This window comes from Haloarchaeobius baliensis, assembly GCF_052060055.1.
In the GTDB taxonomy this organism is placed as follows: Archaea; Halobacteriota; Halobacteria; order Halobacteriales; family Natrialbaceae; genus Haloarchaeobius; species Haloarchaeobius baliensis.
This window is the reverse complement of record NZ_JBPPFR010000001.1, coordinates 547,465-560,915: the sequence shown is the minus strand read 5'-3', so window position 1 is coordinate 560,915 and position 13,451 is coordinate 547,465. Positions and strand designations below refer to the sequence as shown.

General features: G+C 64.5%; 16 protein-coding genes. 5 read left to right on the top strand and 11 right to left on the bottom strand.

Annotated elements, in window-relative coordinates; all coding sequences use genetic code 11:
• Positions 1–512: 512 nt before the first annotated feature.
• The 3 genes from ACSG06_RS02850 to infB form a co-directional block, all read right to left on the bottom strand.
• The gene (locus ACSG06_RS02850; RefSeq protein WP_440988750.1) at positions 513–1,589 is read right to left on the bottom strand and encodes a tyrosine-type recombinase/integrase; all 1,077 of its coding nucleotides are present in this window, start codon (positions 1,587–1,589) and stop codon (positions 513–515) included.
• Positions 1,582–1,941 (bottom strand): hypothetical protein, encoded by a 360-nt coding sequence (locus tag ACSG06_RS02845; RefSeq protein WP_440988749.1) that lies wholly within the window; start codon positions 1,939–1,941, stop codon positions 1,582–1,584. The genes ACSG06_RS02850 and ACSG06_RS02845 overlap by 8 nt, the downstream gene beginning before the upstream one ends.
• Before the next feature lie 63 nt (positions 1,942–2,004).
• On the bottom strand, positions 2,005–3,816 hold the full coding sequence (infB, locus tag ACSG06_RS02840) for a translation initiation factor IF-2 (RefSeq protein ID WP_440988748.1): 1,812 nt from the start codon (positions 3,814–3,816) through the stop codon (positions 2,005–2,007).
• Between the two features lie 131 nt (positions 3,817–3,947).
• Between infB and ACSG06_RS02835 the strand changes: the two genes are divergently transcribed.
• The 3 genes from ACSG06_RS02835 (at position 3,948) to ACSG06_RS02825 (ending at position 5,010) form a co-directional block, all read left to right on the top strand.
• The gene (locus ACSG06_RS02835; RefSeq protein ID WP_440988747.1) at positions 3,948–4,214 is read left to right on the top strand and encodes a hypothetical protein; all 267 of its coding nucleotides are present in this window, start codon (positions 3,948–3,950) and stop codon (positions 4,212–4,214) included.
• An 85-nt stretch (positions 4,215–4,299) separates the two neighbouring features.
• Positions 4,300–4,545 (top strand): PRC-barrel domain-containing protein, encoded by a 246-nt coding sequence (locus ACSG06_RS02830; RefSeq protein WP_440988746.1) that lies wholly within the window; start codon positions 4,300–4,302, stop codon positions 4,543–4,545.
• Positions 4,546–5,010: an NOB1 family endonuclease gene (locus ACSG06_RS02825; protein WP_440988745.1), complete on the top strand. Its 465-nt coding sequence runs from the start codon at positions 4,546–4,548 to the stop codon at positions 5,008–5,010.
• Here ACSG06_RS02825 and ACSG06_RS02820 read toward each other — a convergent pair.
• The 7 genes from ACSG06_RS02820 to ACSG06_RS02790 all read right to left on the bottom strand — a co-directional run bounded on the left by ACSG06_RS02820 (position 5,007) and on the right by ACSG06_RS02790 (position 11,134).
• Positions 5,007–5,144, bottom strand: a complete 138-nt coding sequence (locus ACSG06_RS02820; protein ID WP_440988744.1) for a CopG family transcriptional regulator — start codon at positions 5,142–5,144, stop codon at positions 5,007–5,009. The two genes, ACSG06_RS02825 and ACSG06_RS02820, sit on opposite strands and share 4 nt — an antisense overlap.
• A gap of 57 nt (positions 5,145–5,201) precedes the next feature.
• Positions 5,202–6,029, bottom strand: a complete 828-nt coding sequence (locus ACSG06_RS02815) for a CPBP family intramembrane glutamic endopeptidase (protein WP_440988743.1) — start codon at positions 6,027–6,029, stop codon at positions 5,202–5,204.
• Positions 6,030–6,066: 37 nt separating this feature from the next.
• A complete protein-coding gene (locus tag ACSG06_RS02810; RefSeq protein WP_440988742.1) occupies positions 6,067–7,359 on the bottom strand; it encodes a phosphoglucose isomerase-related protein in 1,293 nt (430 codons plus the stop codon).
• A 393-nt stretch (positions 7,360–7,752) separates the two neighbouring features.
• Positions 7,753–8,226, bottom strand: a complete 474-nt coding sequence (locus ACSG06_RS02805; RefSeq protein WP_440988741.1) for a pyruvoyl-dependent arginine decarboxylase — start codon at positions 8,224–8,226, stop codon at positions 7,753–7,755.
• Positions 8,227–8,292: 66 nt separating this feature from the next.
• Positions 8,293–9,534, bottom strand: a complete 1,242-nt coding sequence (gene pan2 / locus ACSG06_RS02800; RefSeq protein ID WP_440988740.1) for a proteasome-activating nucleotidase Pan2 — start codon at positions 9,532–9,534, stop codon at positions 8,293–8,295.
• 251 nt (positions 9,535–9,785) lie between these two features.
• Complete coding sequence (gene ahbB, locus ACSG06_RS02795) at positions 9,786–10,841, bottom strand: siroheme decarboxylase subunit beta (RefSeq protein ID WP_440988739.1); 1,056 nt, start codon at positions 10,839–10,841, stop codon at positions 9,786–9,788.
• 83 nt (positions 10,842–10,924) lie between these two features.
• Positions 10,925–11,134, bottom strand: a complete 210-nt coding sequence (locus tag ACSG06_RS02790) for a hypothetical protein (RefSeq protein ID WP_440988738.1) — start codon at positions 11,132–11,134, stop codon at positions 10,925–10,927.
• A gap of 111 nt (positions 11,135–11,245) precedes the next feature.
• On the opposite strand from ACSG06_RS02790, the gene ACSG06_RS02785 reads away from it, so the two are divergent.
• Complete coding sequence (locus ACSG06_RS02785; RefSeq protein ID WP_440988737.1) at positions 11,246–12,316, top strand: anthranilate phosphoribosyltransferase; 1,071 nt, start codon at positions 11,246–11,248, stop codon at positions 12,314–12,316.
• 18 nt (positions 12,317–12,334) lie between these two features.
• Here ACSG06_RS02785 and ACSG06_RS02780 read toward each other — a convergent pair whose 3' ends face one another.
• Positions 12,335–12,943 (bottom strand): SAM-dependent methyltransferase, encoded by a 609-nt coding sequence (locus ACSG06_RS02780; RefSeq protein WP_440988736.1) that lies wholly within the window; start codon positions 12,941–12,943, stop codon positions 12,335–12,337.
• A 90-nt stretch (positions 12,944–13,033) separates the two neighbouring features.
• Between ACSG06_RS02780 and ACSG06_RS02775 the strand changes: the two genes are divergently transcribed.
• Positions 13,034–13,444 carry a cytidine/deoxycytidylate deaminase family protein gene (locus ACSG06_RS02775; protein WP_440988735.1) on the top strand — a complete coding sequence of 137 codons (411 nt, stop codon included), beginning with the start codon at positions 13,034–13,036 and terminating at the stop codon, positions 13,442–13,444.
• The last annotated feature ends 7 nt before the right edge of the window (positions 13,445–13,451 follow it).

Sequence of the window (13,451 nt, the reverse complement as noted above, 5' to 3'; positions counted from 1 at the left end):
TACCCTAACATTTATACCCGATGCGATACTATATTGTAAGTGTAAGTTCCTGTTTTCAATCATTTTTATCACCTCGTAGTTACTTCTCAGTGTTGACCTTTCTAAGGACAATCACCTCCTCGCCGTCAAGCGATTCTTCTGTTATTTCGTAATACTGTGCGTCCCGAATTTCCGAAGGAATAGTCACTCTACCCCCCGAAATTACTTCTCTTAGATAACTTTGCTTCTCTGACATAAGCGTATAAATGTATATTGTACACCCCTTAAATATGTTATGGTCTCAAGGTGTAAAATATAGCAAGAATATAGTGGAATTTCGGGAAGTGTGTAAATACGTATTTTTGAATCTTAACAATTGTGAAGAATCTTAACAATTGTTAAGACTGAGAAAAAGGTATATAGACACTTTCCTCGCTGAGGCTGATTCTTCACTGCTGTATATGTGGCTGACTGATACTGTATGGGCGTTATATACGCACGCAGTACAGGAATTTTCTATCTGAAAAGAAGACTTAGAGTTCTCTCGCTAAGTTCCTCGCTTTGTCTTTCATCTTCGGGCGGTACTTCTCGTTAGCTTCCTCAAGATCATCTTCCAGAAGACCCACGTAGCGGGCTGTTTGTTCGGTGTTCGAGTGACCCATGAGTTCAGCCAATTTTTTCAAATTCATCGCTCCAGCGCCCTCAGATTCGGCAACTCGATAGGTGGCGTATGCGTTCCTGAAGTGGTGTGCAGTGGGTTTCCAGAGTTTTCTATCCATAGCGTCAGTCGCATAGCTCTCTGAAATTCCTGCACGGTCAGCTACCCTTCGAACGATCTTGTTTATATACGCAGGCTGGACTTGCTCGGAGTGCTGGGTGACTATTAGATAAGGGGAATCTTCTGCTTTCGAATATTGCTCACGTCCGCCATACTCCATCCATTCTCTCAATATTGGTAAGAGGTCGGGGGAGAAAGGAATAGTGCGGGTTTTATCGTTCTTCTTGTTGTCCACTTCGATTTTCTTTTCGTCTATCTTGACCTTCTGTAGGGTAGTTTCAGCAAGTTCAGACCGTCGCATTCCCGTCTCCCAAAGAGTCCGAATGATAATCTCCTCACGAGTGGAATTACAGGCTTCCAACATCTCTCGATATTCGTCTTTGGTGACAAAGATAACATCCTCGCCTGTAACTTTTTGATAGAGTTGCTGATTCGTGTTGGAAAACCCGTTAATTTTATCGATACAATCTTCTTTGTATACGCCTGCTTCTTTGATTGCCTCATCCGATTTGAAAAACAGTCTGAGCCTGTCTAAGTGGCGGTCTGCGGAGCTTCCGTACAGACCTTTGTCTTCTTCGAGATAGTTCTTCAGCTCCGTCATATGGTAGCGAGTTAGATCCTGCCATGAATCAATATCATTCTCTTCCATCCATTCTTCTAACATCAAAAGGGTCTCTCTGTATCCGTGAGGAGTTTGTGTGCCCCGTTTGTCTGTTTTTATATCCCCATAAAATTCTTTGAAGTAGGGGTCTTGGATCTCCTTCTTGCGTTCATCGTTGGATTTGTGAGTCTCTTCTTTGTATTGGGGTTCGTCGGATTCTTCTTCACTCATCTTTGTCCTCTTTGAAGTTGGCGAGAATGGTTTGGGTTTGTTGGTGATTCATAGCTTCAAGATCGCTTTCGGTGATTGTTGTTTCTTTGACTTGTTCGGTGAGTTCTTCTAGCTTGCTTATTAAATCCCGTGTGAGTGCGTGTTCCGACTCTACTTTGTCCATCACTTCCTGTTCTTCTTTTGTGAGTTCTCCTTCTTGTCGGTCTTTTATGCGTCTAATTTCTTGCTCTACAGAATAGCGGACGAGTTGTGAGAGAGAGGTGAACTGTTCTGATTCTTCAACTGCTTCTTTCCATTCGTCCCGGTCTCGCTCTCGCATTCGGAGGGTGTAGTTCGTGTAACCGTCTTCCATACACACCTATGCCTCTATTCGGAGGGAAGAAAGGTCTTACGTATAGATTAAGTAAAGCGAGGTCTATTTCCCCCAGAAGGGGTCCCGCTTGCGCTGCTTCTCCAGGTACATCGACAGCGCCTCGCGCTCGTCCATCGGAATCTCCTCCTTGAGCTCCTGTTCGAGAATCTTCGCGTGCTTCTCGGGGAGCTCGATCCAGAGCTCGTCGCCCTCCTCGATCTGGCGGCCGACGGTGGGGCCGTCGATGGCGACGCTCACGCGGTTGCCGGCGCGGGCCTCGTCGACGTCCTCGCCCTGCTCCTGGATGCCCTTGAGCTCGCCGACGCGCTTGGGGTCGTTGCCGTCGAACTTCACGACGTTCTGGTTCTTCTTGATGGTGCCCGAGAGGATCTCGACGCCGACGACCGCGGGGTCGCTCTGGCGGAACGTGTGGTCGTCGAGGATCTGGAAGCGGGCGGGACGGGCGATGTTCTGGAGGACGGTGTCCTGCTGGGACTGGCGCTGCTCCTCGACGAACGTGTCGTACTCCTCGACGAGCTGGTAGATGACGTCGTCGGTGTATATCTTCACGTCCTCGATCTCGGCGCGGTCGGCGGCGTCGCCGAGCACGTCGACGTTGAAGCCGAGGATGGCGCGGTGGAGGTCGTCGTCCGCGGTGGAGGCGACGGCCACGTCACGCGGGGCGATGTCGCCGACCTCGGCGCGGACGATGGGGATCTCGGCCTCCGAGAGCGCGTCGGCCATGGCCTCCAGCGAGCCGAGGGTGTCGGCCTTGACGACGACGCCGTCCTCCTCGGTGTCGACGGCGACCTGTGCGAGCTCGGCACGGACCTCCTCGATGACCTCGTCGAGGTCGCGGTCGCCGACGACGCGGATGGGTGCGCCCGCCATCGCCTCGTCGAGGTCCGGTGCGGCGACCTTGATACCGGCCGCGGCACCGACGCTGTCGACCTGCTCGAAGCGGCTCTCGGTGCGAATCTCGGCGAGCGGGCGGGGCTGGAGCAGGGCACGCACGTCGGTGACGATGGGCTCGTTCTCGCCACCGACGACGATGGTGTCGTCCTCGCGGATGGTGCCGTCGTAGAGCACGATGTCGACGGTGGTGCCGAAGCCGCGCTCCTCCTTGACCTCGAGGACGGTGCCGACGCCGGGGCCGTCGACGTCGATCTCCATCTCCTCCTTCATGTACCGCTGGGAGAGGCCCATCATGACCGCGAGGAGGTCCGGGACGCCCTCGCCGGTCATCGCGGAGACGGGGACGACGCCGATGTTGTTCTGGAAGTCCTGCACGCGCCAGTACATGTCGGCGGAGAAGCCCTGGTCGGAGAGCTCGCCGATGATGGCGTACAGTCGCTCGTCGACGTCGCCGCGGACGCGATCGGACTGGGCGTCGTACGACGGCTTGATGGGGCTGTCCTCGTTGGGGTTCCAGCCCGGCACCGTGTCGACCTTGTTGGCGGCGACGATGAACGGCGTCTGGGTGTTCTGCAGGATGTTGATGGCCTCCAGCGTCTGGGGCTGGAAGCCGTCGTTGACGTCGACGACGAGGACGGCGATGTCGGCGAGCGCGCCGCCGCGGGAGCGCAGGGTGGTGAAGGAGTGGTGGCCGGGCGTGTCGATGAACAGCAGGCCGGGCAGGTCGAAGTCGTCGGGGTCGACCAGCTCGCCCGCCATGTCGGAGACCACGTCGAGCGGGACGGCGGTCGCGCCGATGTGCTGGGTGATGGCCCCGGCCTCGCCCTCGATGACCGCCGAGCCGCGGATCTTGTCGAGCAGGCTGGTCTTGCCGTGGTCGACGTGGCCGAGGACCGCGACGATTGGGGTTCGAAGTGCGTCCGCCGATGTGTCCGTGGGGGTTGTATCCGAATCCGACATGAGTGCCACCCTGAAGAAGTGTTGTCTAAACCTTCGCAGGACGGCGTATAACTCCACCGTTCCGCCGCCATCGGTGGAAGCGGTTCACACGGAGCGACCGATTCATGTGCGCCGCGCGAGCAGCGCGTACCATGCCCAGCATCGGCGACCACTACCGCCCGTCCGGTGCCGACGCACCCGTCTACCGGGTCGTCGGCGTCTCCGGCGAGGTGGCACTGCTCCGGGTGACGGACGACGAGGGACGCCGCGTGCACACGGGCGAGCTGCGACACGTGGCCACGGACCAGTTCGCCACCGGGTTCGACAGCGCTGACGACCCGGATGCCGGCTTCCACCCCGTCGCCGGGCTCCGGAACGCACTCTCGGGACTGTACTGGCAGTTCCGTCGGTTCCTGTGACAGGCGAGGCGAGATTCCGGAGCGTCAGCCACGTGTCGGACCGTCCCCGTGGCGTTTATTACCGGTCGTGGGGAATGGCCATAGTATGCCAGACGTACTCGCGGAGAACCTGTCGGACAAGAACGTGATGGGTTCCGACGGTACCGAACTCGGCATCGTGTACAACATCACGATGGACCTGAAGAGCGGCGAACTCCACGACATCCTCGTCGACCCGCACGAGGACACACCGACGCGCAGCGTCTCCTACGAACGAGACGAAGGCGGTCGCTTCCGTATCCCCGTCGGACACGTCCAGGCCGTGAAGGATTACATCGTCGTCGAACGCTAGATGTACGTCCTCGATTCCTCCGCATTCATCAACGAGTACCACACGTCCAACGACACCGCCACCATCCCGATGGTCCGGGACGAGCTCGAAGACGAGAGCGTCTACCGCTACGACGCCATGGAGGGTGCCGGGATGCACATCCACATTCCCGACTCCGAGACGACCGAACGGGTCCGTCGCGCCGCACGCGAGACGGGTGACCTCTCCGTCCTCTCGGACACCGACGTCCGCCTCGTCGCCGCCACGTTCGAGCTCGACGGCACGCTCGTCACCGACGACTACGCGATGCAGAACGTCGCCGAGAAGCTCAACGTCGCCGTCGAGGTCATCGCGCGCGACGGCATCGACGAGCGCCGTGACTGGCTGTTCCAGTGCCAGGGCTGTGGCCGCGAGTTCGACGAACAGAAGGACCGCTGTCCGATCTGTGGCAGCCCGCTCTCGCGCAAGAACCCCTCGAACTCCTAGCCCTCCGTCTGTTCGAGGCCCCGCTCGATCAGCTGCCTGAGCACCGCCTGCTCGGTGAGGTCGTACTCGCGGGCGAGTCGCTCGATGCGCTCGCTCACGTCGTCCTCGCAGACGACCGCGTAGCGCGTTGGCATCCCCCTCCACTACGACCTGTAGGTCGAAAAACCTTCGTCAGACGGCTGTACGACACGTCAGAACAGCCAGGTGAGCGCCTCGCTCCCGCCGCCGCTGCCGCCCGTGGCGTACGTCGAGTAGAACGAGAGCACGTTGTAGCTCCCGTGGATGATCGCCGGAACGACGACGTTCTCGGTCCGCGCGTACACCCCGCCGAGGACCAGCGAGAGCACGAAGATGGCGGCGAGCGTCGTCGCGACCCCGCCGAGGCTCGCGCCGCCGGCCGAGTACGCCGGGATGTGCACCAGCGAGAAGATGGCGCTCGCGAGCACGACCGCGACCGGGCGGCTCACCACGTCGTACATCGACTTCTGGATGACGTTGCGGTACAGCAGCTCCTCCCCGGGCCCGACGACGAGCAGCTGGGCGACGAGCACCAGCAGGATGACCTGCGGCGTGGCGTTGATGATGGAATCCGTGCTGCTGTGCTCGGCCGGCGAGAGCCCGAGCAGGTCGAACAGCGAGACGACGGCGAGGAAGCCCAGGATGAGGATGACGAACCCGCCGAGCGTCCAGGCGACGTCTCGCAGCGACGGTAGTTCGACGTCGATGAACGACCAGTCCCGGCCGGAGTTCTGCAGGTACGCCGCGGCGACGATGAGGGTCCCGAAGCCGAGGCTCAGGAACGTGATGAGCTGGGCGATGAACTGCGCCTGGGGGTCGTTCTCGGGGACCGGGACGGGGATGCCGGAGATGCTGACCAGGACGATCTGGATGACGAACAGCAGCGCGAGGCTCCCGAAGCCGAGCAGGAGGAACCGGACGAACGTCTTGAAGATGTCGACGGGGGAGGTGTCGTCCGACGGTGGCGAGCCCCCGTGACGGTCGACGTAGCTCTCGTCCATGCCCGGAGGTATCGGCGCGAACGACATAGGCCCTCTGCTACTCGATCCGGAGGGTCCGCTTCTCCTGGACCGCGTCCGCCTCCGGGAAGTCACCGCCGCCCAGCAGGCCGCGGGCCGCGTTCTTGCCCCACTCGACGGCGGGCTGGACGAACGTATCGACGCCGTACAGCTCGCCGGCGAGCACGCAGGCCGCCTCCATCGCGTACAGCAGCTCGCCGAGCCCGTACTCGTCCACGCGGTCGATCTCGACCCGGACGTTCGGCCGACCCGCCGCGGCGAGGCTCGCCTCGGTCGCCTCGAACTCCGCGTCGAGCAGTTCGCCCAGTCCCGTCCCGCCGAGGTACGAGAGCGCCTCGAACTCCGTCTCCGGGATGGTGTGGTCCTCGCGCTCGCGGGGCCGGACGAACGTCACCTGCTTGTCACGCGGGCCGGCACGGTAGAGCTGGAGCTGGGAGTGCTGGTCGGTCGCACCGAGGGCCCGCGCGGGCGTCTGTCCGAGCCCGTCCTTCCCCAGACTCTCGGCCCAGAGCTGGGCGAACCACTCCGCGAACGTCTCCAGCGACTCCGCGTACGGCAGCATCGCGTTCACCGATGCGCCCCGCACGTCCAGCGCGTAGCAGATGGCCCCGTAGGCGTACGCCGGCGAGTCGAACAGCGAGCCCGACAGCTGCTCCTGCTGCGCGGCCGCCCCCGCGACGAGCGCGTCGAGGTCGTGGCCCTGGATGGCCGCACACGCCAACCCGACCGTCGAGAGCGCCGAGAACCGGCCCGGCACGCCGTCCGGCACGGGCAGCGACGGCAGGTCGTGGCGGTCCGCGAGCTCGCGCAGTGGCCCCGACTCACCCGTCGTGACGAACGTCCGGTCCGTCCAGTCCACGCCCGCATCCTCCATCGCATCGCGCACGACGAGGAAGTTGGCCAGCGTCTCCGCCGTCGTCCCCGAACGCGAGACCACGTTCACCGTCGTCGCGTCGAGGGGGAGGTCGTCGAGCAGCGCGGACACCTGCTCCGGGTCGACGTTGTCGAGGAAGTGCGCCTCGACGTCAGATTCGAGTGCGTCCGCGATGGTCGCCGCGCCCAGCGCGCTCCCGCCGATTCCCACGGTCAGCACCGCCTCGCTGTCCGCGAACGGCTCGACCGCCGCCTCGATGGCGTCCGTGTCGACCGTCTCCGGCAGCGCCAGCGCCGCGTAGCCGTGCTCCCGTGCCTCGATACCCGCCTCGATTCGCTCGTGTGCCGCCGCGACCTGCTCGTCGAGGCGCTCCAAATTCTCCCGGGAGATTCCGGGGGACGCCTCCGCCGCCAGCGCGTTGCCCAGATCTACGTTCATACCTGTGGCGTCGTCGGTTCGGGTGAAAGGCGTTCTCATCGCTGCCGTGTTCGGCTGACTGCGACGATAGGAGAGCCAGCCGGGGTGGCGCGTGGCCGCACTCGTCGCCGAGCGCAGCGAGGCGTGCGAGTGCAACGCTCGCGCGAGGGATGAGCACCGCAGGGAGCGCTAGCGACTGAGGAGCGCAATCGGTTGGGGAGGTCTGAGGTGCGGTGCTGTGGGGTGGGACTGAAAGGGGCGAGGCGCTGGAGGAAGGCGGGCGACGCAAGGACCGCAGGCACGAGGACCGCAGCGAGCCCCCCGACTCCAGCGCCTCGGGGCTTTCTGGCTGTTGTCGTCACCGACGGTTCAGAGAACAACAGACGTTCCGTAAACAATCGACACCCAGTTCGGTCACAGGATCGGTTCGGAGTCCCCGTACACCGCCAGCACCACCGCAGTCGTGTACGTCCCGGGCTCGACGGACGCGCTCTCGACCCTGACCATGGGGTCGTCGAACGCCCAGTCCCGCAGCGACTCACCGGCCGCCAGGCCGCGCCGGACGCGCTCGCAGATGTCGTCCTCGTCGGTCGGGCCGGCGGCCTCGTAGAACAGGCCACCGTCGGGCGAGGTCGCCCACGCCAGCCCGGCGGAGACGTGGCCGGGCTCGGTCGCGGTGGCGCAGGCCTGCACGACGGTGAGGCGGTTCCCGACGGGGCCGAGGTCGGGGGCGGTGCCGGCGAGCTCGACGGTGGCGTCGGACGGGATGACCGACGAGACGCCGACGAGGTTGTAGTTCTCGACGCCGGCGTCGGCCAGCGCCGCGTCGTAGGCAGCCATCTCGGTCGGACCGGTGGCCTGCCCCCAGACGATGCGGATTGGCTCCATGGTCGAGCGAGTCGGCGCGAGAGAAAGGAAGTTGCGATTCGCGGTCCCGGAGTGGGCGCTGGCTGCTCAGTAGTGGTAGGTGGCGTGACCGGCCGAGGGGACGAACTCGCCGCCGTCGTCGGCTTCGATCTTCTCCAGCGCCTCCACGAAGTCCTGCTTGCGGACCTCGGTACGGCCGTCTCGGATGGCGAACATGCCTGCCTCGGTCGCCACGCTGGCGATCTCCGCGCCGGAGTAGCCCGCCGTCTCCTCGGCGAGGTCGGCGAAGGTGACGTCGGCTGCGATGTTCATCTGCTCGGTGTGGATCTCGAAGATGCGCTCGCGACCCTCCGAATTGGGCTCGGGAACCTCGATGAGACGGTCGAAGCGTCCCGGCCGGAGGATGGCGCGGTCGAGCATGTCGAAGCGGTTCGTCGCGGCGATGATGCGGATGTTGCCCCGGGCCTCGAAGCCGTCCATCTCGGAGAGCAGCTGCATCATCGTGCGCTGGACCTCGGCGTCGCCGGAGGTCTTCGACTCCGTGCGCTTGGCCGCGATGGCGTCGATCTCGTCGATGAAGATGATAGCCGGTTCGCGTTCGGAGGCGAGTTCGAACAGGTCACGCACCAGCCGGGACCCCTCGCCGATGAACTTGCGGACCAGCTCGGAGCCGGCCATCTTGATGAACGTGGCGTCGGTCTCGTTCGCGACGGCCTTCGCGAGCATCGTCTTCCCGGTGCCCGGCGGGCCGTAGAGCAGCACGCCCGACGGCGGGTCGATGCCGACGGTGTCGAACTTCTCGGGGTTGATGAGCGGCTCCTCGACGGCCTCGCGGACCTCGCGGACCTGCTCGTCGATGCCGCCGATGTCGGCGTACTCGACCTCGGGGCTCTCGTCGACCTCCATCGCCTGCGCACGGGCGTCGGTCTCGTTCGCGAGGATGCTCTGGACCGAGAACGAGTCGTTGACGGCGACGCGGTCGCCCGCCTGCAGCTCCTCGCTCATCCGACGGGAGACGTCGGTGAGCACCTCCTGATTGTTGCCGTGCTGCTTGACGACGGCCTCCTGTGCCTCCTCGTCGATCTCCTCGACGGTCGCGATGTAGAGCGAGGACGTCTTCAGCGCCTCGTTCTCACGCTCCGTCTGGTCGACCTCCTCTTTCAGCTCGTCGCGGCGCTCGTGGGCAGCCTCCAGCTGACTGGAGAGCTTGTCGTGCACCTCGGACACGTCTTCGAAGTGCTCACGGAGCGCCGAGAGCCGCTCTTCCTCCGACATGTCCGGGTCGAGGTCTAACCGCGGACGGTCGGGCAGCGAAGGACTCCGGGACATGAGTTATCGGTCGTATGCGATGGGCGTAAAATAGCCTTTGGGTTCCACCTTTTTCCGCCTCGGGTCACGCGGAGCGTGACCGCTCGGCGCAAAAATCTGGACCAAAAACGCCGCGACTCGCTGCGCTCGCCGCGGTGAAACGGCCGCTCGCTGCGCTCGCGGCCGTACGATTCCAGGACCGCCGCCACCGCACCGCCACCGCACTGCCCCGCCGCCACCGCACCCGCAACCGCCACCGCACCGCCCCGCAGCTACTCCCCGACCAGCTCCTCGTACTGCGCGCCCGTCTGCTTCAGCGTCTCGGTGGAGTAGAGCCGCTCGTGGTCGACCGGCAGGTACTCCGTCGCGAGCTCGTCGACCTTCTCGTCGACGGCGTCGGCGTCGCGGCCGTGGATCATCGTGAACAGGTTGTACGGCCAGTCCTGCTCGGGCCGGCGCGGACGGTGGTAGCAGAGGGTGACGTAGGGCAGCTCGCCGACGGTGAGCCCGCGCTCGTCGAGCTCGTCGTCGGGCACGTCCCAGACGACCATGCAGTTGTTCGAGAACCCGGTGACGACGTGGTTGACGATGCAGCCCACGCGCTTGATGCAGCCGTCCTGGCGGAGCCGTTCGACCGCCTCGAGCACCATCTCGACGGTGACGTCCTCGTCGAGCTTCGCGTCGATCTCGGCCGCGATGTCGCGATAGGGGGTCTCCGAGAGCGGGAACCCCGACTGGATGGCGAGCAGGAGCTCGGCGTCGAACCGCGAGAGGTCGCCCGTCGCGTTCTCTGAGATGCGCGTCGCCGAGACCTCGGTGGAATCGACCGATTCCCGGGCGAACCGGTCGGCGTTGACGACCGGGAACTCCAGGTCGATGTAGTAGTCGGTGAGCATCGGGAGGTTCAGTACCTCGCAACCGGTTCGCTCCTCGATCTCGTCGAGGATGCGGTCCCTGGTCTCGCGGGACCCGGCGGTGACGACGAACCACATGTTCCACTCGTGCTCGCGCCGGTAGTTGTGGTTCACCTGCCGGTAGCCGTTGATGACCTCGGCGACCTCGTCGAACCGGTCCGCGGGAGCCCGCACCGCCGCGAGCGTCGACGAGCCGATGACCGGCGGGTTGAGGACGGCACCGAACCGCCGGAAGACGCCCTCGTCGCGGAGTCGCTGCACGCGCTCGAACGCCTCCGACTCGGAGACGCCCAGCGCCTCGCCGACGACGCGGAACGGCCGCTCGGCCACCGGGAAGCCCGACTGGTAGCCGTCGATGAGGCGGGCATCGACCTCGTCGATGTCCTCGCGCCAGTCGCCCGACTGCGTGTTCATCGTCGGCGCTAGGGACCTGTGCAAGGTACGTGTTTCGAAGAGCGATAGCCTGACTGCCGAGCTGACGACGACCGAGGAACGGATTACGAGAACTCGTCCCGCATCTCCAGCACTAGCCCGAAGAGGCCGAGCACCAGCGCAAATATCATGAGTGGAAACCCGTACACAGGCGCACCCATGTAACCGGATATCGTACCGTTGAGGTCCAGAAAGCCGCCAAACAGTAGGAGGAGAATCGAGAACCGTTGAATCGAAGCACCAACCATGAACCAGAGTGGGATGACGAGATACATACAATTGTTGAAATATATCGCGGAGGGAATCTCTCCGGTGGTACCAGCCCGATTCCAGGTCGCCGAAAACGGACCGGGCGACTTTTCCTCGGACCGTCCCAACGCACGCTCATGGCACAAGCGACCCGCGAGTACGGCGAATGGCACCTGAAGCGGCTGATGACGGAGGTCGTCGGCTCCGGCCACAAGTCCGCGGAGGACATGCACCGGGCGCAGGCCCGCGAGGCGTTCCAGCGCATCCTCGGCGGCGAGCCCGACCCGACGACACTGGGGGCGTTCTGGCTGGCGAACCGCTGGAAGCGCAACAACCCCGAGGAGCTGGCGGCGTACACCGACGTGATGCGCGAGGAGAGCGTCGTCACCGCAGAACCCGACTGCGACCCCGTCGACTGCGGCGCGAACTACGACGGCAAGGGCCGGTCGGCCATCCTCGGCGTCGGCGCGGGCATCGTCGCCGCCGCCGCAGGCACGCCGGTCGTGGCCCACAGCGGCGACCGCGTCCCCACGCAGAAGCAGGACGCCTACAAGCACGTGCTCGACGAGCTCGGCGTCCGGACCGAACTCGAACCGGAGGAGAGCGCGGACATGGTCGACGAGGTCGGCTTCGGCTTCTACTACCAGCCCGCGTTCAACCCCGGCGTCCACGAGCTGTTCGACCGGCGCGACCAGATGGGCGTCCGGACGTTCGTCAACACCATCGAGACGTTCGCGAACCCCGCCAACGCGGACGTGCACCTCGGCTCGTTCTACCACCTCGCGTTCGCGAAGAAGACCTGCAACACGTTCGCCGCGAGCGAGGAGCTCGACGTGAGCAAGGTCGTCATGTTCCAGGGCATGGAGGGGTACGACGACATCCGCCCCGGCTACACGAAGGTCGCCGAGTGGCGAGCGGGCGAGGACGAGCTCACCGACTACGAGATCGAGACCGCGGAGTTCGGCATGGACTTCGAGAGCGAGGACCTCGGTGTCGACGACGTGGCCGTGGACTCGGCCGCAATCACCGAGGCCGTCCTCGCCGGCGAGCGCGACGACCAGTTCGCCGACGCCATCGCGCTCAACGCCGCGTTCCGGATGTACGCCCGCGACGACGTGGAGTCGCTGGACGAGGGGCTGGACCTCGCCCGCGAGACCATCGACTCCGGCGATGCCGCCGCGGTGCTCGAAGAGCTGCGCGCGTTCTGACGCCGGCTCCCGTCTCGCTCAGTTCTCGCTTCTCACTCCGGTCCGCTCCACGACCGCGTAGGTCCCGGGCACGGTGCCGTGTCGCGTCTCGAACCCCGCGTCGCGCACCTCGCAGACCCTCCAGCCGTCGGCGAACGCCGTGCGGACGTTGTCGTGTGCGACCGGCGTCGGCCCGGCGTCGTCGGGCGCGTCGGCCCCGAACGCGACGAGGAAGAGCCGGCCGCCCTCGGCGAGCACACTCGCGAGCGCATCGACGTACCGCTCGCGCTCGTCGCCGGCGAACACGTGGAACATCCCGCTGTCGACGACCGCGTCGAATGGCCCGTCGACGGCGTCGAGCTCGCGCACGTCGTCGACGTGGAACGTCGCCTCGACATCGGCCTCGGCGGTTTTCGCCCGGGCACGCTCGACGGCGTTCTCGGAGACGTCGACGCCGACCACGTCGTGGCCGTTGCTCGCGAAGTGGACGACGTGCGTGCCGGTCCCACAGCCGGGGTCGAGCACGCGCCAGCGCTCCGTGCGGTCGGCGATGTCCGCGAGTGCCGGCTGCGGCTCGCCGGTGTCCCACGGGGCCGCGTCGCGCTCGTACGCCTCGTCCCACCAGGCCGCTGGGTCGTCGTCGGACATGGGGACGGACCGAATGGGCGCCGAGTAATCACGATTACGGTCCGGCGCCGTCTGACGGACGCTTTTTGCCCCCGCGGTCGAAGGGATGGTATGGACGCCCGACCCCCCTACGCCGCCGACCACGAACTGGTCGAGGCCGCCGTCGAGACGCTCGAAGCGCGCTTCGACCCCGACAGACACCGCGTCGCCTCCGCGCTGCGGACCGAGGACGGCACCGTCTACACCGCGGTAAACCTGAAATCGACCGTCGACCAGGCGACGGTCCACTGCGAGCCCGTCACCCTCGAGAACGCGCTCGCCGACGGCCACGACTCGTTCGACTGCTCGGTCGCGGTGCGCTACCGGGACGACGACCCCGCGAACGAGCCGGTCGTCATCTCGGCCTGCGGCGTCTGCCGGGAGCTGCTGTACGACTACGACCCGTCGCTCGACGTGCTGGTCAGGCTCGACGGCGAGCTGCGGAAGGCATCGCTGTCGGAGCTGCTGCCGGCGCGGGCCTGACATCGCC

What these genes read in the sequence shown, in the direction of transcription:
- ACSG06_RS02850 (WP_440988750.1), bottom strand. Translation starts at nt 1,589, where the DNA reads ATGAGTGAAGAAGAATCCGACGAACCCCAATACAAAGAAGAGACTCAC.
- ACSG06_RS02845 (WP_440988749.1), bottom strand. Translation starts at nt 1,941, where the DNA reads ATGGAAGACGGTTACACGAACTACACCCTCCGAATGCGAGAGCGAGAC.
- infB (WP_440988748.1), bottom strand. Translation starts at nt 3,816, where the DNA reads ATGTCGGATTCGGATACAACCCCCACGGACACATCGGCGGACGCACTT.
- ACSG06_RS02835 (WP_440988747.1), top strand. Translation starts at nt 3,948, where the DNA reads ATGCCCAGCATCGGCGACCACTACCGCCCGTCCGGTGCCGACGCACCC.
- ACSG06_RS02830 (WP_440988746.1), top strand. Translation starts at nt 4,300, where the DNA reads ATGCCAGACGTACTCGCGGAGAACCTGTCGGACAAGAACGTGATGGGT.
- ACSG06_RS02825 (WP_440988745.1), top strand. Translation starts at nt 4,546, where the DNA reads ATGTACGTCCTCGATTCCTCCGCATTCATCAACGAGTACCACACGTCC.
- ACSG06_RS02820 (WP_440988744.1), bottom strand. Translation starts at nt 5,144, where the DNA reads ATGCCAACGCGCTACGCGGTCGTCTGCGAGGACGACGTGAGCGAGCGC.
- ACSG06_RS02815 (WP_440988743.1), bottom strand. Translation starts at nt 6,029, where the DNA reads ATGGACGAGAGCTACGTCGACCGTCACGGGGGCTCGCCACCGTCGGAC.
- ACSG06_RS02810 (WP_440988742.1), bottom strand. Translation starts at nt 7,359, where the DNA reads ATGAACGTAGATCTGGGCAACGCGCTGGCGGCGGAGGCGTCCCCCGGA.
- ACSG06_RS02805 (WP_440988741.1), bottom strand. Translation starts at nt 8,226, where the DNA reads ATGGAGCCAATCCGCATCGTCTGGGGGCAGGCCACCGGTCCGACCGAG.
- pan2 (WP_440988740.1), bottom strand. Translation starts at nt 9,534, where the DNA reads ATGTCCCGGAGTCCTTCGCTGCCCGACCGTCCGCGGTTAGACCTCGAC.
- ahbB (WP_440988739.1), bottom strand. Translation starts at nt 10,841, where the DNA reads ATGAACACGCAGTCGGGCGACTGGCGCGAGGACATCGACGAGGTCGAT.
- ACSG06_RS02790 (WP_440988738.1), bottom strand. Translation starts at nt 11,134, where the DNA reads ATGTATCTCGTCATCCCACTCTGGTTCATGGTTGGTGCTTCGATTCAA.
- ACSG06_RS02785 (WP_440988737.1), top strand. Translation starts at nt 11,246, where the DNA reads ATGGCACAAGCGACCCGCGAGTACGGCGAATGGCACCTGAAGCGGCTG.
- ACSG06_RS02780 (WP_440988736.1), bottom strand. Translation starts at nt 12,943, where the DNA reads ATGTCCGACGACGACCCAGCGGCCTGGTGGGACGAGGCGTACGAGCGC.
- ACSG06_RS02775 (WP_440988735.1), top strand. Translation starts at nt 13,034, where the DNA reads ATGGACGCCCGACCCCCCTACGCCGCCGACCACGAACTGGTCGAGGCC.